24 protein-coding genes are annotated in these 24,021 nt (G+C 58.2%); 12 read left to right on the top strand and 12 right to left on the bottom strand.

Translation table 11 applies throughout. From position 1 onward, the window contains the following. Nucleotides 1-19: 19 nt before the first annotated feature. From D9K61_RS19090 to D9K61_RS19070, 5 genes are read right to left on the bottom strand one after another with little or no spacing between them, the layout of a single operon-like run. Entirely contained in the window at nucleotides 20-562 is a 543-nt protein-coding gene (locus tag D9K61_RS19090; protein WP_120634781.1) for a DUF3833 domain-containing protein, read from the bottom strand. After that, on the bottom strand, nucleotides 559-1,176 hold the full coding sequence (locus tag D9K61_RS19085) for a DUF3833 domain-containing protein (RefSeq protein WP_120634780.1): 618 nt from the start codon (nucleotides 1,174-1,176) through the stop codon (nucleotides 559-561). The genes D9K61_RS19090 and D9K61_RS19085 overlap by 4 nt, the downstream gene beginning before the upstream one ends. Continuing rightward, a complete protein-coding gene (locus D9K61_RS19080; RefSeq protein WP_120634779.1) occupies nucleotides 1,173-2,396 on the bottom strand; it encodes an MFS transporter in 1,224 nt (407 codons plus the stop codon). The genes D9K61_RS19085 and D9K61_RS19080 overlap by 4 nt, the downstream gene beginning before the upstream one ends. After that, nucleotides 2,396-2,941 (bottom strand): hypothetical protein, encoded by a 546-nt coding sequence (locus D9K61_RS19075; RefSeq protein WP_120634778.1) that lies wholly within the window; start codon nucleotides 2,939-2,941, stop codon nucleotides 2,396-2,398. Before D9K61_RS19075 ends, D9K61_RS19080 begins: the two co-directional genes overlap by 1 nt. Further along, complete coding sequence (locus tag D9K61_RS19070) at nucleotides 2,895-4,226, bottom strand: NAD(P)/FAD-dependent oxidoreductase (protein ID WP_120634777.1); 1,332 nt, start codon at nucleotides 4,224-4,226, stop codon at nucleotides 2,895-2,897. The genes D9K61_RS19075 and D9K61_RS19070 overlap by 47 nt, the downstream gene beginning before the upstream one ends. A gap of 230 nt (nucleotides 4,227-4,456) precedes the next feature. On the opposite strand from D9K61_RS19070, the gene D9K61_RS19065 reads away from it, so the two are divergent. Continuing rightward, entirely contained in the window at nucleotides 4,457-5,182 is a 726-nt protein-coding gene (locus D9K61_RS19065; RefSeq protein ID WP_120634776.1) for an SDR family oxidoreductase, read from the top strand. A 60-nt stretch (nucleotides 5,183-5,242) separates the two neighbouring features. On the opposite strand, the gene D9K61_RS19060 is transcribed toward D9K61_RS19065, so the two are convergent. After that, nucleotides 5,243-5,530 (bottom strand): I78 family peptidase inhibitor, encoded by a 288-nt coding sequence (locus D9K61_RS19060; protein WP_120634775.1) that lies wholly within the window; start codon nucleotides 5,528-5,530, stop codon nucleotides 5,243-5,245. Nucleotides 5,531-5,660: 130 nt separating this feature from the next. On the opposite strand from D9K61_RS19060, the gene D9K61_RS19055 reads away from it, so the two are divergent. Together D9K61_RS19055 and D9K61_RS19050 are read left to right on the top strand one after the other, a co-directional pair. Then, a complete protein-coding gene (locus tag D9K61_RS19055) occupies nucleotides 5,661-6,773 on the top strand; it encodes an S-(hydroxymethyl)glutathione dehydrogenase/class III alcohol dehydrogenase (protein ID WP_120634774.1) in 1,113 nt (370 codons plus the stop codon). A 93-nt stretch (nucleotides 6,774-6,866) separates the two neighbouring features. Further along, the gene (locus D9K61_RS19050; protein ID WP_120634773.1) at nucleotides 6,867-7,592 is read left to right on the top strand and encodes an NYN domain-containing protein; all 726 of its coding nucleotides are present in this window, start codon (nucleotides 6,867-6,869) and stop codon (nucleotides 7,590-7,592) included. 10 nt (nucleotides 7,593-7,602) lie between these two features. Here the strand turns inward: D9K61_RS19050 and D9K61_RS19045 are convergent, their stop codons facing one another. Together D9K61_RS19045 and D9K61_RS19040 are read right to left on the bottom strand one after the other, a co-directional pair. Beyond that, the gene (locus D9K61_RS19045; protein WP_120634772.1) at nucleotides 7,603-8,538 is read right to left on the bottom strand and encodes a DMT family transporter; all 936 of its coding nucleotides are present in this window, start codon (nucleotides 8,536-8,538) and stop codon (nucleotides 7,603-7,605) included. A 156-nt stretch (nucleotides 8,539-8,694) separates the two neighbouring features. After that, on the bottom strand, nucleotides 8,695-9,108 hold the full coding sequence (locus tag D9K61_RS19040; RefSeq protein ID WP_120634771.1) for a group III truncated hemoglobin: 414 nt from the start codon (nucleotides 9,106-9,108) through the stop codon (nucleotides 8,695-8,697). A 230-nt stretch (nucleotides 9,109-9,338) separates the two neighbouring features. Here D9K61_RS19040 and D9K61_RS19035 point away from each other — a divergent pair, with 230 nt between their 5' ends. Continuing rightward, nucleotides 9,339-9,806, top strand: coding sequence for a DUF1203 domain-containing protein (locus D9K61_RS19035; protein WP_120634770.1), 468 nt, complete (start codon nucleotides 9,339-9,341; stop codon nucleotides 9,804-9,806). Here D9K61_RS19035 and D9K61_RS19030 read toward each other — a convergent pair. Then, the gene (locus D9K61_RS19030) at nucleotides 9,803-10,795 is read right to left on the bottom strand and encodes an ABC transporter ATP-binding protein (protein ID WP_120634769.1); all 993 of its coding nucleotides are present in this window, start codon (nucleotides 10,793-10,795) and stop codon (nucleotides 9,803-9,805) included. The genes D9K61_RS19035 and D9K61_RS19030 overlap by 4 nt on opposite strands. An 89-nt stretch (nucleotides 10,796-10,884) precedes the next feature. Here D9K61_RS19030 and D9K61_RS19025 point away from each other — a divergent pair, with 89 nt between their 5' ends. The 3 genes from D9K61_RS19025 (at nucleotide 10,885) to polA (ending at nucleotide 14,471) form a co-directional block, all read left to right on the top strand. Beyond that, nucleotides 10,885-11,061, top strand: coding sequence for a zinc-finger domain-containing protein (locus D9K61_RS19025; protein ID WP_120634865.1), 177 nt, complete (start codon nucleotides 10,885-10,887; stop codon nucleotides 11,059-11,061). Nucleotides 11,062-11,131: 70 nt separating this feature from the next. Then, nucleotides 11,132-11,602: a hypothetical protein gene (locus D9K61_RS19020; protein WP_120634768.1), complete on the top strand. Its 471-nt coding sequence runs from the start codon at nucleotides 11,132-11,134 to the stop codon at nucleotides 11,600-11,602. 70 nt (nucleotides 11,603-11,672) lie between these two features. Then, nucleotides 11,673-14,471 (top strand): DNA polymerase I, encoded by a 2,799-nt coding sequence (gene polA, locus D9K61_RS19015; protein WP_120634767.1) that lies wholly within the window; start codon nucleotides 11,673-11,675, stop codon nucleotides 14,469-14,471. A gap of 45 nt (nucleotides 14,472-14,516) precedes the next feature. On the opposite strand, the gene D9K61_RS19010 is transcribed toward polA, so the two are convergent. Both D9K61_RS19010 and D9K61_RS19005 read right to left on the bottom strand, forming a co-directional pair. Further along, a complete protein-coding gene (locus D9K61_RS19010) occupies nucleotides 14,517-14,747 on the bottom strand; it encodes a DUF2798 domain-containing protein (RefSeq protein ID WP_120634766.1) in 231 nt (76 codons plus the stop codon). 74 nt (nucleotides 14,748-14,821) lie between these two features. Next, nucleotides 14,822-15,577, bottom strand: coding sequence for a hydroxypyruvate isomerase family protein (locus tag D9K61_RS19005; RefSeq protein WP_120634864.1), 756 nt, complete (start codon nucleotides 15,575-15,577; stop codon nucleotides 14,822-14,824). A 180-nt stretch (nucleotides 15,578-15,757) separates the two neighbouring features. Between D9K61_RS19005 and D9K61_RS19000 the strand changes: the two genes are divergently transcribed. Further along, nucleotides 15,758-16,696, top strand: a complete 939-nt coding sequence (locus tag D9K61_RS19000) for a DMT family transporter (RefSeq protein ID WP_120634863.1) — start codon at nucleotides 15,758-15,760, stop codon at nucleotides 16,694-16,696. Here D9K61_RS19000 and D9K61_RS18995 read toward each other — a convergent pair. After that, a complete protein-coding gene (locus D9K61_RS18995; protein ID WP_162946963.1) occupies nucleotides 16,693-17,271 on the bottom strand; it encodes a DUF1285 domain-containing protein in 579 nt (192 codons plus the stop codon). The genes D9K61_RS19000 and D9K61_RS18995 overlap by 4 nt on opposite strands. A 64-nt stretch (nucleotides 17,272-17,335) precedes the next feature. Here D9K61_RS18995 and D9K61_RS18990 point away from each other — a divergent pair, with 64 nt between their 5' ends. From D9K61_RS18990 to D9K61_RS18975, 4 genes are read left to right on the top strand one after another with little or no spacing between them, the layout of a single operon-like run. Continuing rightward, the gene (locus D9K61_RS18990) at nucleotides 17,336-18,343 is read left to right on the top strand and encodes a MoxR family ATPase (protein ID WP_120634764.1); all 1,008 of its coding nucleotides are present in this window, start codon (nucleotides 17,336-17,338) and stop codon (nucleotides 18,341-18,343) included. Then, complete coding sequence (locus tag D9K61_RS18985; protein ID WP_120634763.1) at nucleotides 18,340-19,215, top strand: DUF58 domain-containing protein; 876 nt, start codon at nucleotides 18,340-18,342, stop codon at nucleotides 19,213-19,215. Before D9K61_RS18990 ends, D9K61_RS18985 begins: the two co-directional genes overlap by 4 nt. Further along, nucleotides 19,212-21,974 (top strand): DUF4159 domain-containing protein, encoded by a 2,763-nt coding sequence (locus tag D9K61_RS18980; protein WP_120634762.1) that lies wholly within the window; start codon nucleotides 19,212-19,214, stop codon nucleotides 21,972-21,974. The genes D9K61_RS18985 and D9K61_RS18980 overlap by 4 nt, the downstream gene beginning before the upstream one ends. Beyond that, nucleotides 21,971-24,013 (top strand): hypothetical protein, encoded by a 2,043-nt coding sequence (locus D9K61_RS18975; RefSeq protein ID WP_120634761.1) that lies wholly within the window; start codon nucleotides 21,971-21,973, stop codon nucleotides 24,011-24,013. Before D9K61_RS18980 ends, D9K61_RS18975 begins: the two co-directional genes overlap by 4 nt. Nucleotides 24,014-24,021: the final 8 nt, after the last annotated feature.

Here is a 24,021-nt window from a genome sequence, read left to right as displayed (position 1 = left end):
GCTGGTCGAGCTTCGTGGGTTACTTCTTTTCGAAGAACAAGATGACCTCACCCAGCCGAACGCCAAAGCGTGAGACGTAAGCGCGATTGAGAAGGCGGTCATCTTCCAACAGCCACATCCAGTCGTCGAAGTTCACGCGCATGGTGCCGTCCTTGATAGGCAGGTCGATTTTGTACTTCCAGTTAAAGGTATCGCCGCGTTCGATCCCGCTGGCCATTCCCAGCACGCCGGGGGCCGTTCCGGTCCAGGTGTCCTCGCCGGTTTTGGTCAGGGTCCAGATGCGTTGCTCGGTAGCGCCGTCATCGTAAACGAAGTCTTCCACCAACGTCAGGGTCTCGCCATCCCATGTGCCGTCGATATCCACAGTAAAGCGCCGTGGTACATTCCCCAGAATATCCTGAAACTGACCATAGGCGACGGATTTGCCTTCAAAGAACTCCTCAAGGTTCAGCTGACGGTCTGACAGAAAGGTTTTGGGCACGCGTGGCTTGCCTGAGCAGGCGGCAAGTAACGCCAGGCTGGCAATAGCGATACAGGCAACAAGGGACCGATAGGACATCATTGCAGTGGCTTTCCCTCGGATGCGGAGTCATACCCATTCGTGCCGTTTACATAGATGTGTTTGGTTTTCGGGGCCGGACGCATGGTGGCCACCAGTTCCGCAACTTTGATGCCGAACTTTCGCATCTCAGATCGGTTCATGATCGCTCCGCTCTCGGTCAGATACATCCAGTCAGTGACGTCCAGAGTGTGCCCTCCGGCATCTTCGGGCAAAACGATCTTGTAGGTGAGTTTGACGGTCGAGCCAGAGATAGTGCCTTTTCCTTCGCCCACGATATCGTCTGCGGTGGCGGTGAAACTGTTCCCGGTGCCCATGGTCAGGTACCACTTGCGCGTCATCTGTTTCCCGTTGGAATAGGTGAAATATTCAGACAGCGTGCCTGAGTTTCCCGTCCATTCGCCAACCATACGCGCGACGAAGCTGTTCGACATTTTTCCGTTGGGGCCATAGATCAGGCCCTCGGACAGGATTTCCCCGTTCAGATTGTCCTTGAGCGAAAACACTGGCCCGGTACCGGTGTAATCCGACGGTGATTGAGCTCGAAAGCTGAGCAGGCGGCTTCTTGCGATGAGCGCGACAAGAAGCGTCAACAAGAAGATGGCGACGGCGTTCATTTGCGTGTGACCTCTGTGGGCAGTGTCAAAACCATAGCGAAGGCCCCTAGTTTCAGGATGCACGGCAGGACCGCATAGGCGAGGTTGAGTGTATTCAGCGCCTCTCCGGAATTGGTTTGACCGGGATTGAAACCGCTGCGTTCCAGCAACGGCAGGGTGAAAAAGGCAGCCAGGGCGAGGCCTAGTTTGCCTGCGAATGACCAGATTCCAAACGCGGTGGATGCATTCAGACCTGCGCGGGTCAGAACGACCGAAAACATAGCGGGCAGTACCACCATATCGGCCCCAAGGGCCGCGCCCGATGCCAGGCAGATCACGGCAAACCCGGTAAGGTTCCCCGCGGACAACGTGGCCGCACCAATGAAGCCTGCGATCGATAGGGGCATCGCGATCATCAGCGTTCTTTTCGGACCAATTCGATTGCTGAGCTTTGCCCAGAGCGGAACGCTGGCACCGGCGCTGAGGAAAAACAGGATGAGTAACGGACCCGCCTTGCCGGGCAGCTGCAATCGGTCTTCGACAAAGAACAGGAACAGCGTAGACGTGATCGCCACGGGCAGGCTGTTGACCAGCGCGAGCGCCAGCAACCGCAACCCACCGGCCTGACCAAGGCCTGCGAAAGACAGGCCCTGCCCAGTGATTGGGGTGCGACGCCACATCGGCAGTGTCAGGATCATGGTCAGAATTGCGAGCAACCCCAAAAACAGACCAAATGCAGGATACCCCTGCGCTTGCGCCCCAAGGGCCAAAAACAAGGCCGGGGTGCTAGCGGCGATGACAACACCGGTAAGTTGCCCACCTTCACGGAATGCGGCCAGTGTCATCAGCTCTTTCGGGTCAGGGCTTTTAGCAAGCGTTGCGCTGCGCCCATAAAGCAGGATGGTTCCAAGGCTGTAGGCTGAAAACAATAACACCAGTATGGCGATCAGAGCCGTCACACTTGCGCCTGCGGGTAGGGAAAACAGTAGGGGAAACCCAATGGCCAAACCAATTGCGGCCAGTGAGGCAAACAGAATCTGCCCACCTGGCCATCGGTCAATGGCCCAGCCGATCAACGGATCCTGCACCAGATCCACCAGCCTGATCACCAGCAGAACGGTTCCGATCACCCCCAGGCTGATCCCCAGATTGACCGCGGCAAATCGCGGCAAATGGATATAAAGCGGGATACCCGCCGCTGCGAGCATCAGCGCATATAGGCTGACACGGGGATACAGCATCACTGCCCCTTCAATTGCCGCGTAAAGCGTGCGGATCGGGTGTTGTTGCCAAGAAAGATCGACATAAATGCACGCTTGATGCCGGGATAGGACAGGGTGCAGGTCTTGGTTCCGTTGCGCCAGAAAGCAACCTTGTCAGGGCCTCGCGACACAGCAAGATAAGTGTCGCCCTTGCTGACCGACTGAAAGCACTGTTCCAACTGGTTTTGAACGGGCGCGCCGTTACCTTGCCGATCCATTTCTTCAAGCGTCGATTCAACCAGCGCCTTTTGTTTCAGGTTCTTGCGATATCTCAGCAGCAGACCAAAATCCTGGCTCCAGTTGAAGGGCGCACCCTGAGGCGTGTAAAGCTTGGCGTCATAAACCGACAGGCCCAGAAACCGAAAGGTTGCATCGCCGCGCAATTGGGCATTGTTCAACACGTCTGCGACCGTTGAGGCCACCACCCCGCCCGGGGCCAGCAACACAAACGCAAGCAACGAGGTACGCCAGCCTCGGTTATTCGGCCGCAACAGGGATGGCCGGATCTTTTTCAAGAATGCCATTGTCAGCTCCGATGGTTTGCGGGGTGCCATTCAGGCGGTCGACGACGTGCATGGCACTGGCTATCCCGTCTTCGTGAAACCCGTGCCGGTTGTAAGCCCCGGCGAACCAGGTTCGGTTTTGTCCCTGCATCCTACGGATTAGCCCTTGTGCCTTCAGGGCCGCCTTGTCGAACACCGGATGGGCGAATTCGACCTGATCATATATTTTGTCTGCGGGAATCTCCGACGTCGCGTTCAGGGACACAAACAGCGGATCGCTGTCTGGGATGTTCTGAAGGCGGTTCATCCAATATGTCACACTCACGTTTCCGCCCTGCGACCGATAGGTCCAACTGGACCAGCACCCGCGCCGTTTGGGCATCTGCGACGGGTCGCAATGCAAAACGGCCGAGTTCGGCTGATACCGGATTGCGCCAAGCGCGGCGGCCTCGTCGGCGGTTGCGTTTTCACCCAGAATGGCCAGTGATTGGTCGGAATGAGTGGCCAGAATGATCTCGTCGAACTGATCAGACTGTCCCTGGCTGGTGACCGTCACGCCAGTTTCGTCGCGTCGAACGTTTTCAACTGGGCTGGCCAACCGGATATCGCAACCCCGGGCGCGCAGGGCGGCATCGACCCGGCGGACATATTCGATACTGCCGCCTTTGACCGTCCACCATTGGTGCTGATTGGCCCGGCCGCTGGCCAGCAGTGCGTGATTGCGGAAGAACTGCACCAACGAGCGGGCAGGGAACTGGTCTACGAACTCGGTCGGAGTGGACCAGATCGCGCCGCACATGGGCATCAGGTAGTTGTGGCGGAACCAATGACCGAGGCGGAGCTGATCAACCAGTTCGCCAATCGTGGTGTCATCGTCTTTGGCGGCCTCGGGCGCTTCTTTGCCAAAGCGCAGGATGTCCGCGATCATCTTGTAGTAGGCGGGCCGCACCAGATTGCGTTTTTGCGCGGTCAGGGTGCGTAACGTATTCAGCCCGTATTCAATGCGACCGTTATCGATGGTCGCGCCAAAGCTCATCTCGCTTTTGGTGACCGGGACGTTCAGTTCTTCGAACAGCTTTGTAAGATAGGGATAGGTCGCATAGTTGAAGACGATGAATCCGGTATCCACCGGCTGGTCCCCGTTTTTACCAGCCATCACTGTGCGGGCATGTCCGCCCAGCCTGGGTTCAGCTTCGAATAGAGTGATATCGTGGTCTTCTGATAAGTAGTAAGCTGCGGAAAGACCTGAAATGCCTGCACCTACAACCGCGATTTTTTTGCGTACGCCCCGTGTCTCGTCGAACATATGATCCTCTTTGTGCGACTTTTTACAAAGAAATACGTAGAAGATCCGGTGCTGGATCAATCAGGTTAGATTATTTTTCCAAGCGCACCACATTATGACTCCTCGCAGGATTTTCCTGCGTATCGACGTGATCCAGCTGTATTCCGCGCGCGTAAAACCTCTAACATGATTAAAATAACACAAGCAAAGTGCCCGGGGCTGCTGTCCCTGGTGTCCCGGATGGCCCACGCATGAGCAGATTTGCAAGAAAGACCTATTGGATTTTTGGCGCGAGCGAGGGGTTGGGTCGTGCATTGGCCGAAAAGCTAAGTGATCAGGGCGCTCATCTGGTTTTGTCTGCGCGCAACTCCGATCGTCTGGCCGAAATTTGCGATGCCCTGCCCAACGCGCGGGCGGTGCCCCTCGATGTGACCGACCTGACAGCGGTGCGCCGTGCGGTGGCTGATGTCGGAGAGGTGGATGGATTGGTCTACAATGCTGGCGCGTATGACCCGATGCGATCAGCGGATTGGGATACCGAGACTGCGCTGGCGATGAACGACGTGAATTTTACCGGCGCTCTTCGGGTTTTGGGGGAAACGGTTCCCGGATTTGTGGGGGCGGGGCGGGGGGACATAACCCTGATTGGCTCGCTTGCCGGGTACCACGGCTTGCCAGCGGCAATCGGCTATGGTTCCAGCAAGGCGGCGCTGATCTCGCTGGCGGAAACGATGCGGCATGATCTGGCCGGTACGGGTGTGACCGTGCGCATCGTCAATCCCGGGTTCATCAAGACCCGTCTGACTGAGAAGAACAACTTCAAGATGCCGATGTTGATGACGCCCGAAGATGCGGCAGACCGGGTGGTAAAGGCGATGTCCCGCCGTCGGTTCCGCACCGATTTTCCAGCACCGTTTTCATGGGCGATCCGACTGATCGACTACCTTCCGGGCTTTCTGGTTTATCGCGGAAAATAGACACTGACAAAACCAGCCCGCCGACATAGTGGTGCCAATCCGGTCTGTGCTGTCCTGCCCTTATCCGCAGGTCAGTCGCTGAATGACCCCGGCGCCGTTCACGAACACGTTCAGACGGTCGATGCGATAGTCTTGCGTCGCTATGTCATTAGGACCCAACACGCGGGATCGTTCGGGCAGATTGGCCTGAATTGCCGAAACAGGCTGGCCCACCGAGTCCGCAAAAGCCTCACCTTTGCAGAAAGCCAGATCAACAGGGGCGTCTTCGGGCGCGGATGCGGTTTCTTCAGGGATGGTCGTTTCGGCACAGGCCGCCAGAAGGATCAGGATCGGGATAAAACGGTGCATTGGCGTTCCTCATTCTGGCAATGTCGTTTCTGCAATATCAATTAATTAGCCAGCCTGCCATGAAAGCACAGTTGAAAACACCCTGTATTTGACGCAGGGTCGGGGCAAAATTGACAGGGAGACAATCACCATGCGTACCCGTGCCGCCGTTGCCGTTCAGGCGGGCAAACCCTTGGAAGTGATGGATGTAAACCTTGAAGGCCCTAAGGCTGGTGAGGTTCTGGTCGAGATCAAAGCAACCGGCATATGCCACACCGACGAATTCACCCTGTCAGGCGCGGATCCTGAGGGTCTGTTCCCGGCCATCCTGGGGCACGAGGGCGCAGGCGTCGTGGTCGAGGTCGGCCCGGGTGTGACCAGCCTGAAGCCGGGTGATCATGTGATTCCGCTATACACACCGGAATGCCGGGAATGCGAATACTGTCTGCACCCCAAGACCAACCTGTGCCAGGCGATCCGGACAACTCAGGGCCAGGGTCTGATGCCCGACGGCACCTCTCGCTTTTCGACGCTGGATGGCGATCCGATCCTGCACTACATGGGCTGTTCGACGTTCGCCAACCACACAGTTTTGCCCGAAATTGCGCTGGCCAAGGTGCGCCCGGACGCACCCTTCGACAAGATCTGTTACATTGGCTGCGGTGTGACCACCGGGATCGGCGCTGTGATCAACACCGCCAAGGTCGAGATCGGCAGCCGCGCCATCGTCTTTGGTCTGGGCGGTATTGGCCTGAACGTAATTCAGGGGCTGCGACTGGCCGGAGCTGACCAGATCGTCGGCGTCGACCTGAACCCGTCCAAAGTCGAAATGGCCACAAAGTTTGGCATGACTGATTTCGTGAACCCGAAAGAGGTCGAAGGGGATCTGGTACCCTATCTTGTCGACATCACCAAGGGCGGCGCGGATTATACATTCGATGCCACCGGCAATGTCGGCGTGATGCGCACGGCATTGGAATCGGCGCATAAGGGCTGGGGTGAATCAATCATCATCGGCGTGGCACCTGCGGGGGCAGAAATCTCGACCCGCCCCTTCCAACTGGTCACCGGCCGGTCGTGGCGCGGCACCGCCTTTGGCGGCGCGCGTGGTCGCACGGATGTGCCCAAGATCGTAGATTGGTACATGGAAGGCAAGATCGAGATCGACCCGATGATCACCCACACGATGGGTCTGGACGATATCAACCACGGCTTTGACCTGATGCACAAAGGTGAGAGCATCCGATCGGTGGTCGTCTACTGATAAAATTGAGAAAATACACGGGGCAGGCTTTTTCCTGCCCCTTTCTGTTCTTACGTTCCTTGTTGCATACATAATTTTAGTTGAGGAATTGAAGTGACACGAGGAAGTTCAGACCGCCTCGCCGTTCTGATTGATGCGGACAATGTGGCCTCAAAACATGCCGTAGAGATATTTGAAGAGATCGCGACATTAGGTGAGGCTGGTTTAAGGCGGATATACGGGGATTTTTCCAATGGGTCGCCGCAAGGATGGAACGCCAAATCCTTGGCCGAATATGCGATCGTTCCACATCAGCAATTTGCCAACACGTCTGGGAAGAACTCCAGTGATATCGCCTTGGTCATTGATGCCATGGACATCCTGCATTCCGGACGCTTTAGTGGTTTTGTCTTGGTCTCCTCCGACAGCGATTTTACGCGCCTCGCCAGCCGTATTCGAGAACAGGGGCTGGACGTGTTCGGTATCGGAGAGCGCAAGGCGCCTAAGGCGTTCGTGGCGGCGTGCAACAGGTTTATTTATATCGAAAATATAGAACGGCCCGAACTAGATACTACTCAGGCAACGAAGGCCCGCAACATAAATCCAAAGCATGAATTGAACCATGCGTTTCAGCTAATTCGCAACGTTGTGCAGAACACGAATGAGTCTGATGGTTGGGCTAGCCTGGGGTTTGTTGGAAGTCAGCTGAGCAAGATGTATCCGGATTTCGATTCCCGGACATATGGCCACAAAAGGCTGAGCGATTTAGTGCGCGCCATAGATCGTTTCGAGAAGAGCGGGACAAATGGCGATCTTAAGATCAGGTGCAGTGACTCTTGACGGCTGGGTTTTAGTCTCCAGGCCGCGTCGCACCTGTATCCGACCGTGGCGAGCGCACCCGCAGAACAGGTTTGTTGGCCGAGGCGTTTGCGCGGGTTTCGCGCCAGACAACGAAAACACCTGACGCAATTATGACGCTGGCGCCGACCGCGACCCAGACATCCGGTCTTTCGCCAAAGAAGATCATGCCGAACAGTGTTGCCCAGATGATCTGACTGTATTGGCTGGGCGCAACCACGCCTGCGGGTGCTGCACGGTAGGCCAGAATGATCAGGTGCTGCGCGATGACCGAGAACACTCCGACCAGAGCCATCATGCCCAGATGCAGCAAGGAGGGCGGCTGGTAGACCGCTGGCTGTGCAAGGCTCATCACGAAGATGGCCAGAAGCATCGGATAGAGGATTAGTACGGCCGAGCGTTCCTCATTCCCGATCTTGCGCACCAGAACCGATGCGAAGGCGCTGCAAAAGGCGGCTGTCAGGGCGGCGAAGTGACCCAGTGTGATGTCGGTTGTACCGGGTCGCAAGACAATCAGCACGCCGATCAGGCCAACTCCTACAGCGGCCCAACGCTGGGCACGGACCACTTCGCCAAGGATCGGGATCGACAGCACTGTGACGATCAAAGGGAAGGAGAACAGCAGCGAGTAGACCTCGGCCAGTGGCAGAACGGAAAAGGAATAGAACGCGCAGGACATGCCTGTCACCATCAGCGCCGACCGCAGCAGCACCAGCCAGGGATGGTGGGGTACGAAGTTGCCCGTCGCACGATCGGTCAGGATTGTGACGGCCATCGGGACAAAGGAAAACAGGGTGGAAAAGAAGATGATCTGCAGCACCGAGTATGTGCCGCCCAAGACCTTGATCAGCGCGTCATGGCTGGCAAAGACGGCAAAGCCCAGAAAGGCAAAGCCAAGTCCCTGAAGGGTCGTGTTCTGAGCGCTCATCGATCTGGCCTCGGGTAGATGTTTGGTGTTTTAGCAATCTTTCATCGCAGCGTGCGGAGATTCGGCAGCTGTCGTTTAATGTTGATTAAACCCATTTGAAAGAGTCTGATAGCCCCCAATTTTACCGCTAACATGTTATGCCCGGCATGATCTGTCTCATCGCAGGATAGGTGGCGCATCCTTCGGTTGGCGCGCAGATTGCACACCCGCTTTCATCCCAACACCGATGCGCCGGGCCAGTGCAACCCACGGGGTGGCGGTTTCCGGCGGCAGCGTTTGGGTGGCGACCTCTTCGAACAGATCCAGCCAATGGGCAAACATTTCGGGTCGGACGTCGGGTCGCTGGATATGGACCCGTTGTGGGTTTCCGTCGTAGCAGCGCTCGAACAAGATGGCGTTGCGCCAGAAGGCGGCGATTTTTTCTTCATGCGCGGGCCAGTTGGTGACATGGTTTGCAAATACAGGGCCCAGCACCTTGTCCTGCCGGACACGGGCGTAAAAGGCAGCGACCTGAGCGGTGATCTGGTCAGGTGTGGCTGGAAAGCGCGGCGGCAGGGTTGGTCTGGACATTGAGGTCTCGGATTTCGACTCTGTTTAGGCCCAATAGCGAGTTCAACACTCGGTTGACAGGGGTGGTTTTGTCGCGCGTCTGTGGTGTCAGCAGGCGCCGCGACGAAGCGTCCACCGGCTGAGGCGCGTGAGAATGCAATCCTCGACGCCAAGCTATAGGAATTGCGCAGGAAACGGGTCGCCCGGGCGCGGGCATGTGGGCATGTTCGGGGCAGAAAAGGAGACATATCATGCACAAAATTTCTGCACTCCCAACCGCCGAAGTTCAGGCTTATCGTGATGGCGCACCGGATGGGTACGGCAACCCACCTGAACGCGCGATTTCAAACGGTCGGGGGAATCCATGCAGGCACTGCCTGACTTACATTCCGGAAGGCAAAGAGATGCTTGTATTGGCGCATCGTCCCTTTCCGGAAACGCAGCCCTTTGCCGAAACAGGACCCATTTACCTTTGTGTAGAGCCTTGTCAGCAGTACGAAGACCCTGCAGAACTGCCCGAGGCGCTGACCGCCTCACCCAACTATCTGATCAAGGGTTACGGGTCGGATGATCGGATCGTCTACGGGACCGGAGTCATCGCACAACAGAGCCAGTTGCACGACGCGGCACAGACCATCTTTGCGCGAGAGGACGTCGCATATATCCACATTCGATCCGCGCTCAACAATTGTTATCACGCGCGGATCGACCGGACCTAAAGCTTGACGCGATGTATTCCCCGGCGTGGCTGGTCCTGATCGTCGGCCGGGGGATCATCCGCGCGCGAGGACGTGAGAGCGAGGAACACATCTTCCAGATCGGCCTCTTCGGTACGCACATCGCGGATTCGGATATCCGCGGATCGGACCGCTTCCAGAACCTGCTCGGCGCTGGTGTGGTTGCTGCGGTATTGCAGGACCAGGCTGCCATCATCGCGCAGCGTGGCGTCGACTCCTTCGGCCACAGGTAGATCTGAAACAGGGCTGTCCGGCACAATGACCATGGTGCGGCTGTCCATACGGCCCAGCAGGTTGGCGGTGCTGTCCTGGGTAACCTTTTCGCCGTGGTTGATGATGGCGATTTCGTCACACATTTCCTGCGCTTCTTCCAGATAGTGTGTGGTCAGGATGATGGTCATACCCTGTTCATTCAGCTTACGCACATTGGCCCAAAGCATCTGGCGCAGCTCGATATCAACGCCGGCCGTGGGTTCGTCCAGCACCAGTATTTTCGGATGATGCACCAACGCCTTGGCCAGCAACAATCGCCGCCGCATGCCGCCAGACAGAGTACGGGCATAGGCCTCGGCCTTGTCGCTGAGGCCGACAAGTTCGAGGATCTCATCGCTGCGCCGTTCTGATTTCGGCACGCCATACAACCCCGCCTGAACCTCCAACGCACCGCGCGGTGTGAAGAAAGGGTCCAGGTTCAGCTCTTGCGGCATCACGCCAATTGCGGCGCGGGATTGGCGCGGGTTTTGATCCTGATCGAACCCCCAGATCGACACATGGCCTGCCGATTTCACGACCAATCCGGCCAGAATGTTGATCAGGGTCGATTTCCCGGCCCCGTTCGGCCCGAGCAGACCAAAAACCGACCCGCGCGGCACGTTTAGCTCAATCCCCTTGAGAGCAAGCTTTTCGGGCTGGCCCTTGCCGCCACGATAGGTTTTGCGCAACCCTTTGATACTGATCGCCGCGTCGGTCATTTGTGGCTCTTGCCCCCGGTTTCCTCATCGCTCATAAACGCACCTAATGCATGCCCGCGAGGCCGACAACCAATGAAGGATCGCCAGCCGTGACAATGGAAGCGCCCGAAACCAAGATCGTTGAACAAAGCCGTGTCGCCTGTGACGGCGGCGAAGGCGCGTTGGGTCATCCGCGCGTATGGTTGCAAATCTCCGAAGATACCGGTTGGGTCGAATGTCCCTATTGCGATTGCAAATACGTGCTGAAGGGGCCCGGGCACGCCTGAGCACATCTGATGCCCAAGTCTTGCCGCGTTTCGTTGGTATAGAGCGCGCGCAACAGAATGAGTGAGTGCAATGACCGACGTGACAGCGAGTGACAGTCACAGCCCCGTTTTTGGCTGGCTTGGCTTTGCTGTGGCATCGATATCCCTGCTAGCGGCTTTGTTTGTCTTTTGGGCGGGACCTTTTGCGCCACAGCAAACGGCGGGCGTGTCTTTGGGCGAACTCGCGGCGGAAATCGGAAAATCCACTTTGCGCTCGGCGGCTGGAATAGATCAGCCCGAGCCTGTTGCGCCAACGCGGGACTTGGATGATTACCTGCAAATCGGCGTTGCCATGCTGGGGGGGATCGCGATTATTATCGCCGCTGTTGGTCTGTTGCGTCACGAAAGAAGGCGGCCTGCAATTGCCGGTATCGTGGTCGGAACCGGTGCGATCTTGTTTCAGTTCTTCGCAATGGCCTTTTTTGCCCTTTTGGGTGTGTTAGTCATTGCGGCGTTGCTGAACAGCTTTTCGGATGTCTTCTCTGACCTCTTTGGCGGATAGTTACCCTTCTTAGCTGGCCACCCGCGCGGCCCTGTGGCAGAACCGTTTCTAACCAAAACGGAGAGGGCGCATGAGCGAGTTCGGAAAAGGGTGCCACCTGCATCTGATCGATGGATCAGCGTTTATTTTTCGGGCCTATCACGCACTTCCACCGCTGACGCGGAAGTCCGATGGCTTGCCGATTGGCGCGGTCTCGGGCTTTTGCAACATGCTACAGAAATATGTCGAAGATAACGCCGGGCCGGATGCGCCGACCCATGTTGCGGTGATCTTTGATAAGGGATCGCATACGTTTCGGAACGACATGTACGACCTCTATAAAGCCAATCGCGAGGCGATGCCCGAGGACTTGCGCCCGCAGATGCCGCTGACACGTGAGGCGACCAAAGCCTTCAACATCGCCTGCAAGGAACTTGAGGGCTATGAGGCCGACGACATCATCGCCACCCTCGCCGTTCAGGCGCGCGAGGCCGGTGGTCGCGTGACCATCGTCAGCTCTGACAAGGATCTGATGCAGCTGGTTGGCGGCGGGGTCGAAATGCTGGATGCGATGAAGAACAAGCGCATCGACCGCGATGGTGTGATCGAGAAATTCGGTGTTGGGCCAGAACGGGTTGTCGATGTGCAGGCGCTGGCCGGGGACAGTGTAGACAATGTGCCCGGTGCGCCTGGCATCGGGATCAAGACCGCCGCGCTGTTGATCAACGAATACGGCGATCTTGAATCGCTGCTGGACCGCGCTGAAGAGATCAAACAACCCAAGCGCCGTCAGACTCTTGTTGAAAATCGCGACCAGATTGAACTGTCGAAACGGTTGGTTCAACTGGATGAGCAAACGCCACTGGATTTCACTTTGGCGGATCTTGAAGTGAAGGATCCTGACCCCGAAACCTTGCTGGGTTTTCTGGCCGAGATGGAGTTCCGCACACTCACCAAGCGCATCGCTGATAAACTGGGGGCCGAGGCTCCGGTTATTGCCGATGCGCCTGCGCCAGTCGTTGAAGAGGCTGAGGTCGAAGCCGTCCCGTTTGACGCGTCGAAATACGAATGTGTACGCGACGCGGTAGCTTTGCAGAAATGGATCGATCAAGCCTATGAGCGCGGCTGGATTGCGGTGGATACCGAAACCACGGGCCTTAACGAAATGATCGTCGATCTGGTGGGAATTTCACTGTGTATCGAGCCGGGCGAGGCTTGTTACATTCCGCTCATCCACCGTGAAAGCGCCAGCGATGATCTGTTTGGATCAGATGCGCTTGCCGAGGGCCAGATGCCTGTGGATGAGGCGTTGACCATGCTGAAACCGATGTTCGAGGACCCGTCGATCCTGAAAATCGGGCAGAACATGAAATACGATGCCAAGATCTTTGCGCGTTACGGCGTGAACGTCGCGCCCATCGATGACACGATGCTGATGTCTTACGCGATGCATGGCGGTGAGCACGGGCATGGCATGGATACGCTGTCTGAACGGTATCTGAGCCATACACCGATCCCGATCAAACCGCTGTTGGGCTCGGGCAAATCGGCGATCACCTTCGACAAGGTGCCAATTGACGAGGCCACTGCTTATGCCGCAGAGGATGCGGATATCACGCTGCGTCTGTGGAAGCTGTTCAAGCCGCAACTGCATCAGGTGCAGGTGACGACAGTCTACGAGACTTTGGAACGCCCCTTGGTACCGGTTCTTGCTGAGATGGAGATGCACGGTATTAAGGTCGACCGCGATGTGCTGTCCCGGATGTCCAACGCGTTTGCGCAGAAAATGGCCGGGTTAGAGGCTGAAATCCACGAATTGGCCGGTGAGAATTTCAACGTAGGCTCCCCCGCGCAACTGGGGGAGATCCTGTTCGACAAGATGGGATTGGAAGGCGGCAAGAAAGGAAAGACCGGGAAGTACTCGACCGGGGCGGATATTCTGGAAGATCTGGCGACCGAGCATGAATTGCCACGTCGGGTGCTGGATTGGCGTCAGCTGTCCAAGCTGAAATCGACCTACACGGACGCGTTGCAGACCCATATCAACCCGGACACCGGTCGGGTGCATACGTCTTACTCGATCACCGGCGCGAACACCGGGCGGCTGGCCTCGACCGATCCGAACCTGCAGAATATCCCGGTGCGCACCGAGGAAGGTCGCCGCATTCGTGAGGCGTTTATTGCAGAACCGGGCAATGTGTTGGTCAGCCTCGACTACAGCCAGATCGAGCTGCGTATTCTGGCGCATATCGCTGATATTACCGCCCTGAAACAGGCGTTTTCGGATGGTTTGGACATTCACGCCATGACTGCGTCCGAGATGTTTGACGTTCCGCTGGACGAGATGACGCCAGACATTCGCCGTCAGGCCAAGGCGATCAACTTTGGTGTGATCTATGGCATCTCGGGTTTTGGTCTGGCGCGCAACCTGCGTATCCCGCGGGCCGAGGCGCAGGGATTTATCGACCGGTATTTCGAGCGGTTCCCCGGTATTCGTCAATACATGGATGACACGATCGCCTTTGCCAAAGAGCATGGCTATGTCCAAACGCTGTTCGGTCGCAAAATTCATACACCCGAGATCACTGCCAAGGGTCCACATGCCGGCTTCTCACGCCGTGCGGCGATCAATGCGCCGATTCAAGGGACGGCTGCCGATGTGATCCGGCGTGCTATGGTGCGAATGCCGGATGCGATCAATGGGTTGCCTGCCAAAATGTTGCTGCAGGTCCATGACGAATTGTTGTTCGAAGTGGCTGAGAACTCTGTCGACGATCTGGTCGCGGCGGCGCGTGACGTGATGGAAGGGGCGTCGGATCCAGCGGTCAAACTGGCCGTGAAGCTGGATGTCGATGCCGGGCAGGGTGCCAACTGGGCCGAGGCGCATTAAGGACGGCGCTGCTCATCAGGCCCGGCGGGCCCTCTTTGCAGCGGTTCAGTCCTGTGGACTGACCAGGCGATTGACCAGTCCTTGTACGGTAGGGCCCAGCAGCAGGATGACGCTAAAGGCGATGGGCCAGCAAAAGGCCCAGGATGCCATCCAGTCGCCGAACGTGCCGGGGCCAAACCCAATGGCTTTGACCGTGGCGATTCCGGTCACGATGCAGGACATGAGGCCTGACATGATCAGGCTGAATACGGCGCGGGCATAGCGGGCAGGGAACAATCACAGCCTCCTTTTGATCACTTTGCACAGATGTGCGGCAGTTTGATGAAAAATACCAGCGTTGCTCGTTAGTATTACTGCCGCATCCAGCCCAATGACTCGGATGTGCGCGGTGTGGATGGGGTGTATTCGGCGCTGACCCAACCTGAATAGTCGCAGCTGTCCATGGCGTCGAACAGGCGGGGAAAATCCGTTGGTCCGCGCCCGGGCTCTGATCGGTCAGGTGCAGCGCCGATTTGTGCGTGAACCACGCGATCATGAAACCTGTCCCAGATCGCCAACGCATCTCCATGAATCATCTGCGCGTGAAAGCTGTCAAATTGCAGGCCGACATTGGGGCGGTTCACTTGGTCCAGCACGTCAGCGGCCAGATCATAATCGTTCAGGAAATAGTCTGGCTGGGACACGGGGTTGAGAGGCTCGATAGTGAATTGCTGCTGGGGTGCGACATCAGCGGCCCATTGCAGGTTTTCGACAAAACTCATCAACGCCTGTCGGCCCGATGCATAACCCGACATGATGTGGATCAGCCCGGGGCGCAGGACGTCCGCATATCGTAGGACCCTGCGGATGTCGCCTTGGAACCGCTTTGCACCCCCGGGAATTGCCGCATAGCCAACCGGCCCGCCCGTATAGTTGGGTGGGGGTGCATTGATCAAAATCAGCTCCAACCCGTTGGCCAACAGGGCGCGCCGCGTTTCTTTTGCAGCCAGGTCGTAGGGAAACAAGATCTCAACAGCCTCGAACCCTGCCTGAGCGGCGGCCTGAAAGCGTTCGAGATATGGCAGCTCGGTAAAGAGCAAAGACAGATTGGCAGAAAATTTGGGCATGAGCGGTCCCGGTGTCTGGTGAGCCGAACTTAGCGTTTGGGTGATTTTCTGGAAAGGGACTGAAAACGACAGATTGTCGAAAATCTGCCAGAACGCCCTGAACATTTCAGAGAGGGTCAGCCTAACGCGGCGAATCATTTCAATAACGCCGTGCCAACAGAAGGTATCCAAGCAATGGCCATGAGCCCTGACCCCGCGCGCGGGAACGCAGTATTTGTGTCGGGTGGACGGAATTCCGCATTGTCCGGCAACGGTTTGGCAGTTGGCTCCATGCTGACCTGGGCAGCAGGGTTTCCAGCAGCGGAAGTCCTGTTGCAAAGTTGGCCACCCGTCGCCTTGCTGGCCGCAAGGCTTGCGCTTGCCGTTGCCTTCATGGTGCCGCTCTGGCTTTTGATTGATGGGCCGCGCCGCGTTCTGAACGCCCGCTGGGGTCATGCGATGTTCGTGGGCGGGGCCGGCATTGGGACCGGAATGTTCCTGATCATTCTGGCACAAAAACTGACGGATCCGGTAACAGTGGCCATCATTGCGTCCTGCGCACCGCTGTCGGCCACGTTGCTGGAACTGGCCGCGGGTGAGCGGCGTCTAAGGTGGAGTTTTGCGGCTGGGGTCTCGTTGTCCATAATCGGTGGGTTGATTGCAACCAGCACTGTCGCGCCAGCGCAATTGGGGTTGGGGGCTGCTTGCGCCGTCGCCTCGACCGCATTGTTCTGCTGGGCCAGTATGGCGACGTCGCGGGATTTCCCGGAGCTCAGCCAGACCGGGCGCACCACGATCACCTTTGTTGGTGGTCTGATCACGGCATCGCTGTTGATGTTCGGATCCCACATGTTGGGCCAGGACATTATGCCATCGACCTCATTTGACCCTCAGCAAGCCGGGATGCTTGTCATTTATGCGCTGATATCGATGGGCCTTAGTCAGGTTCTGTTCGTCGGGTCGATTGGAAAGTTGGGGGTCGCGCTGGCGTCGTTCCACATCAACATCGCGCCCTTTTATGTCATGGTGATCATGGTTGTCATGGGGGATGACTGGAATTGGACCCGCGCGCTGGGCGCCGGGATCGTCGCCCTTGCCGTAGTGCTGGCCCAAGATCGCAAAACACAACAGCCTGCTTAAGGATCTAAAGCATCGGATGACACAAGCGGGAAAAACCGCCCTGCGGACCAGACGCCAAACCATCCGTCGTGATGCGTTCCGATGTCGACGAGACGATAAAAGCTCTTGCGGTCGATACGCGCCTCAAGGTTCGCGCGCACCATTATGTAGGGCGACGGCTCCTGCGAATCCGGATCAATGACAATGCGGATCGGGTGATCTGGCCCGGCCTCGACTGAATCGCCGACCTTGGTCACAAATGTCAGCGTTTTTGCATCCCCGTCACCGGATTGTTCGAAATCGACGGCAATGAATGGCGCGTCCTCGACGGTGATTCCCACCTTCTCGACCGGGGTCACAAGATAATATTTCCCATCTTCTTTCTTAAGAATTGAGGAAAATAGCTTCACAAGCTCGAACCGGTTGATGGGTGACCCCAAGTAAGACCATGTGCCATCTTTTGCGATCTTGATGTCCAGATCGCCGCAAAACGGAGGATTCCACGGGTGAACGGGCGGTAAACCCCTGGTTTTGGTAGCTTTGACTGATGCAGCCAGGCCATCAGGTGAAGGTTTCACAGGTTTTTGTCCGCTCATTGCTTTTGCCATTTCATATTCGCGCGATACACTTCAACTATAATAGTCCACGGAAGGGAAAGTCATGACCGAACCCGCCGACCTCGTCGTCGAGATCGAAGCGCTGGAAAACAAGCTGCAAGAGGCCAAATCCTCGATCACCCGCCGCTTTATCGGGCAGGAGCGGGTTGTGGATCTGACCCTGACCGCGCTTTTGTGCGGTGGTCACGCGTTGCTGATCGGGCTTCCCGGGCTGGGCAAGACGCGATTGGTTGAAACGCTGTCGACCGTCATGGGGCTACATGGCAACCGTATTCAATTCACCCCTGACCTGATGCCCGCCGATATTCTGGGATCCGAGGTTCTGGACACGGCCGAGGATGGCAGCCGCCATTTCCGGTTTATTTCCGGCCCGATTTTTTGCGAGCTGTTGATGGCGGATGAGATCAACCGCGCCAGCCCCCGGACGCAATCGGCGCTGCTGCAGGCGATGCAGGAACAGACGGTGACGGTCGCAGGCGAGGATCGCGCGCTGGGTGTTCCCTTTCACGTCCTGGCAACGCAGAACCCGATTGAACAAGAAGGCACCTATCCATTGCCCGAAGCGCAGTTGGATCGATTCCTGGTGCAGATCGACGTAGATTACCCCGACCGCCAGACCGAACAGGATATCCTGTTGGCCACCACCGGTATCGAAGAGGATGAAGCGTCCCAGATTTTCGCCAAAGAAGACCTGCTGGCGGCGCAGACCTTGCTGCGGCGGATGCCCGTTGGGGAGTCTGTGGTCGAACTGATCCTTGATCTGGTTCGGGCGTTCCGCCCCGAAGAACACGGTGTTTCAGATCGGGTCGCTGAAACTGTTGCCTGGGGCCCTGGTCCGCGGGCGGCGCAGGCGTTGATGATGACTGTTCGGGCCAACGCGATGTTGCAGGGCCGTCTGGCGCCTAATGCCGAAGATGTGCTGGACATGGCGCGACCTGTGCTCAGCCACCGTATGGCGTTGAACTTTGCGGCGCGTGCGCGGGGTGACAGCCTTGCCGATCTGATCGACTCGACCGCGGCTGGTTTGATCCGGACCGAGGCTGCGGCGTGAATGCGGCGCTGACCCTTCGCGAAAGATCCGAGGCTGAGGCATCGCGGCTACCGCCCCTATTGGCGCGGGCCGAACATCTGGCCGGAACCGTTCTGTTGGGCGATCATGGGCGACGACGCTCGGGTATGGGCGATGATTTCTGGCAATACCGTCCGGCGCAGATTGGCGACAGCCGTCGGATGATCGATCACCGCCGCTCGGCCCGGGGTGATCAGCAATTCGTGCGCGAAAGGGAATGGCAAATTGCGCAATCCATCATGCTGTGGGTGGATCAGGGGTCATCGATGCGCTTTGCATCCGAGAAGACCCTGCCAACAAAGGCCGACCGAGCTCGGTTGCTGGGCCTTGCCACAGCGATCCTTCTGGCGCGCGGCGGCGAACGGGTCGGTTTGACTGGAACGACTTTGCCGCCACGGCGAGGCAATGCCCAGATCATTCGATTGGCGCAGGCTTGGTCCAAAGACGAACAGACCGACTATGCCCCGCCCGAACACCGCGCAATGATCCCTCATGCGCGCGCTGTGTTCATTTCGGATTTCCTTGGCCCGATGGATGAGGTTGAACTTGCGCTGACCAAAGCTGCTGACCGGGGCGTCAAAGGCGTTGTCTTGCAAATCCTGGACCCCGGCGAAGAGACCTTTCCGTATCAAGGGCGAACCATTTTCGAAAGCGTGGGCGGATCCGTTCGGCACGAGACACTGAAGGCGGGTGAACTGCGCGAGCGGTATCTGGATCGTCTTGCCCGGCGAAAGGATGCGCTGACGCAGCTGTGTCGCGCGACCGGTTGGCGATTGGGTCTGCACCATACTGGCGACAGTGCTCAGGCGGCCCTGTTGTGGCTCTATCGGGCGCTGGACGGGGGAACGCGATGACGGTTCTGGCGGGCATCGGCTTTACGGCGCCGTGGGTTTTGTTGGGTCTTTTGACCCTTCCGATCCTGTGGTTGATCCTGCGGGCCGTGCCACCGGCACCAATCCGCAGGTTGTTCCCCGCTGTTACACTGCTGCTGGGCCTCAAGGATGACGAAAGCGTTTCGGACCGGACACCCTGGTGGCTACTGTTGCTGCGCATGTTGGCCGCGGCTGCGATTATCATCGGGCTGGCCGGTCCGGTCCTGAACCCGTCGCGCGATCAGGCGGGATCTGGACCATTGCTGCTGGTGCTGGACGCCACCTGGGCTGGTGCGTCGCGCTGGTCATCGACGTTGGATCAGATCGACGCACAATTGGCCGAGGCTGGGCGGGCCGGACGCCCGGTTTCCATCCTGCGTTTGTCAGAACCGGAACCCCCCGTGTTTCAGGCGGCAGAAGCGTGGCGCGGTCGCTTGCCGGGCCTGGCCCCAAACCCCTGGCAGCCAACAGAGCCGCAGCTTGAACAGGTTCTGAGTGCATTGAACGAGGTTGAAGGTAGCTTTGATACCCATTGGTTCAGCGACCGGCTAGACTATGATGGCCACGACCAAATGGTGTCAGCGCTGCAAGCGCGTGGTGGGGTCACTGTCTATCGTGGGCCTGCGCCAGCCAAGGCAGTTTTGCCTGCGTCTTATCAGGATGGTCTCATTCAACTGACCATTCTGCGTGGGGAGCCGGGGCCGATGGAAACGGTGGCGGTGTTGGCGCAGGGCCGGGACCCTGCAGGCACGGCCCGGGTTCTGCACGCGGTCGAACTGACCTTTGAAAGCGGCGCCACTGAGGCGCAAATAGAATTGGCGTTGCCCTCAGAGCTGCGCGCCCGGATCACCCGGTTCGAGATTCAGGGACAGCGTTCTGCCGGTGCGGTGACCCTGACCGATGACAGTCTGCGGCGGCGCGAAGTTGCGTTGATTGCAGGAAGGGTGAATCGCGAAGGGTTGGAACTGCTTTCACCCCTGCACTATCTGACCCAGGTTCTGATCCCGACGGCAGACTTTGTCGACGGTGGTCTGCTCGAGGTGCTGCCAGCCAACCCGGACGTTATCGTCTTGTCTGATGTCGCGCAAATGTCCGGCACAGAACAAGCCGACCTGATTGAATGGGTTGAACAAGGCGGTCTGCTGCTGCGATTTGCGGGCCCTCGGATGGCGGCGAGTGATCTGGGGCGCGATGAAGAAGATACCCTGTTGCCCGCACGATTGCGCAGCGGTGGCCGATCGGTTGGTGGCGCGATGAGCTGGGGCGAGGCCAAGACCTTGGCACCCTTCCCGGAAAACTCGCCCTTCTTTGGTTTACAGATACCGGACGATGTCGTCGTCACAACCCAGGTCATGGCGCAACCGGACCCCAATCTGGCCGATCGGGTGATTGCGTCGCTGTCGGATGGCACGCCTTTGGTGACACGCAAGGCGCTGGGCTTGGGACAGGTAGTACTGTTCCATGTCACGGCGGATGCGGAATGGTCCAGCTTGCCACTGTCGGGTCTGTTTGTTGAAATGCTGGATCGTCTTGCCGTGGCCTCGGCAGCGAAGTCGCGGCAAGTGGCGCAGCTGCAGGGCACCACGTGGGAGCCGATCCAAACCCTAGATGGGTTTGGGACATTGTCGGATGCAGGTACCTTGGCCGGGGTGGACGGCGTTCAGCTGGTCTCCGGCCAGACCGGGCCCGACCTGCGCCCGGGGTTGTATGAAAGCGGCAAACAGAAACTGGCGCTGAATGTGCTGTCTGAGGATGCCGTGCTGACCCCTGCCAAATGGCCCGCCGATGTACCGATCAAGGGGCAGGAAGTGACCGTTGAGACACCACTTGGGGGCATCCTGTTGAGCCTGGCATTGATCCTGTTGACAGTGGATGTGATCGCTTCGCTGGCGCTTTCGGGTCGATTGGGATTGGCTCGCACCGCCGCAATCGGACTTAGCGCCTTGCTGGTAGTACCGGAAGCGCAGGCGCAGACGTCCGAGGACACTGACTTTGCCCTTGCTGCCACGCATGAACTGGTGCTGGCACATGTTCTGACAGGCGACAGGCAGGTGGATGATATCGCCCAGGCTGGGCTGCGTGGACTTGGCCAGACGCTGTACTTTCGGACATCAGTTGAACCGGCCGACCCCATCGGCGTGGATCTTGAGCGAGATGAACTGGCGTTCTTCCCGTTGCTTTATTGGCCCATTACTCCGGACCAGAGGCAGCCTTCGACCGAAGCTTATGCCAAGCTCAACGCTTATCTGCGGTCGGGTGGCATGATCCTGTTCGACACGCGCGATGCGGATATTGCCGGTTTTGGAGCCTCCAGCCCCAACGGAAGAAAGCTGCAGCAGCTGGCTGGTCCGCTGAACATCCCGTCGTTAGAGCCAATCCCGCGCGACCATGTTCTGACGCGGACGTTTTATCTGCTGCAGGACTTTCCAGGCCGGTATTCAGGGACCGAAGTTTGGGTTGAAGCGGCAGCTCAGGACGCCGAACAGATCGAAGGCATGCCCTTCCGCAATCTCAACGACAACGTGACGCCGGTGGTGATCGGTGGCAATGACTGGGCCGGAGCATGGGCCGTAGACCGCAACGGACAGGCCCTATTGCCCGTGGGGCGCGGGTATGCGGGTGAGCGGCAGCGCGAGCTTGCCAATCGCTTTGGCGTCAATCTGGTGATGCATGTGCTGACGGGCAATTACAAATCCGACCAGGTTCACGTGCCAGCCCTTCTGGACAGGTTGGGACAATGACCGGAACCGTTATATTCGACCCGCTGATCCCGTGGCCAATTCTTGCGGCTGTGGCCGGGATTGCCACTACGGGCTTCGTGCTCGCCGTATGGCGCGGCCTGTCGGGTTGGGCCCTGCGCGGATTGGCGGCTCTGGTGGTGATCGCTGCCCTGTCTGGCCCGGTTTATCAGGCCGAAGACCGCGCGCCGCTGACGGATATCGTCCTGATGATCGAGGATGAAAGCGCCAGTCAAACGCTTTCAGACCGAGCAGAGCAGACAACACAAGCGGCCGAAGATCTTGCCGCAGAAATTGAATCGCGTGACAACACCGAACTGCGCCGCATTCGCGTTGGCGACAGTGACGGAGACGAAGGCACGCAGGTGATGACGGCACTGAACGCCGCGCTGGCCGAAGAACCCCGCGCGCGCATCGCGGGTATCCTTGTTGTGTCGGATGGCATCGTTCACGACGTCGATCAGGCGCCTGACCTGCCTGCGCCCCTGCATTTGCTGCAAACCGGCCGCGAAGGCGATTGGGACCGTCGGCTGATCGTCCGCAATGCCCCTGCCTTTGCCATTATCGGTGAGCCGGTGACCCTGACACTGCGCGTTGAAGACAGCGGTGCGTTTCCCGCTGGTGCCACGACTGCACCGCTGGAGATTTCAGTGGATGGCGGGGAACCCGAGGAGTTCAGCATTCCCATCGGTCTGGATGTTGAACTGCCGGTTACGCTTCCACATGGCGGGCGCAACGTTATTCAATTCTCGGTTCCGCAGTCCGAGGGCGAGTTGACCGACCGCAACAACACCGCGCTGATTCAGATGAACGGCGTGCGTGATCGTCTGCGTGTGCTGCTGGTCTCGGGCGAGCCGCATCCCGGCGGGCGCACCTGGCGCAACTTGTTGAAATCCGACAGCTCTGTTGATCTGGTGCATTTTACCATCCTACGACCACCTGAAAAGCAGGACGGCGTACCTGTCGACGAGCTTTCGCTGATCGCATTTCCGACACGCGAGCTGTTTCTGGAAAAGATCAACGATTTCGATCTGATCATTTTCGACCGTTACAAGCGACGTGGTATCCTACCGGCAATTTATCTGGATAACGTAACCAACTATATCAATGACGGCGGTGCCGTCCTGATCGCGGCTGGTCCCGATTTTGCCACCGCCGACAGTATCTTCCGGTCTCCTCTCGCTCCGATCCTGCCTGCTCAACCAACGGCACGCGTAATCGAAGAGCGTTTTGTTCCGATGGTCAGTGATTTGGGCCACCGTCACCCTGTGACCACCAATCTGGGTGACTCCGAAAACTGGGGTGCATGGTTGCGACAGATCGACGTGAACCAACGCCGCGGCGAGGTTCTGATGACCGGCGTCGATGAACGCCCGCTTTTGGTGTTGGACCGTGTGGGCGAAGGCCGCGTCGCCATGCTTGCGTCGGACCATGCCTGGCTGTGGAGCCGTGGGTTCGAGGGTGGCGGGCCGCAGTTGGAGATGTTGCGGCGGTTGGCGCATTGGATGATGAAAGAACCCGAGCTGGAGGAAGAAGCCCTGTGGGCCGAGGCCAACGGGCAATCCATGCGGATCATTCGCCAGACCCTTGAAGATAAGGTTGGACCGGTGACTGTTACCCGTCCGGACGGTGAAACGCTTGAGATCACATTGGACGAAGCCTCCCCAGGTCGTTTTGAGGCGCAGTATTTTGGCCCTGAAATTGGCCTGTATCGCCTTGAGGAAGGCGACCATATGGCGGTGATTGGCCTTGGTCCTGCCGCACCGCGCGAATTCGAGCATACGATTGCCACCGGCGAAATTCTGGACCCGGTTCTGAGCAGCTTGCGCGGCGGCGTCGTGCGGTTGGAAGATGGCTTGCCGTCGATCCGCAATGTGCGCGCAGGCCGACCTGCGGCAGGGCGTGGTTGGATTGGTCTGACCCCGCGTGACGCGTATGAAACCCGTGATGTCACGCAAGCCGGTTTGCTGCCGCCTTGGCTGGTCCTGTTTTTGGCCGGTGGGTTTTTGCTGGGTGGCTGGCTGCGTGAAGGGCGGCGCTGAGGCTTCAG

The sequence above is a fragment of the Ruegeria sp. EL01 genome, from assembly GCF_900313035.1.
Lineage (GTDB): Bacteria > Pseudomonadota > Alphaproteobacteria > Rhodobacterales > Rhodobacteraceae > Ruegeria.
This window is presented reverse-complemented; position numbering and strand designations above follow the sequence as displayed.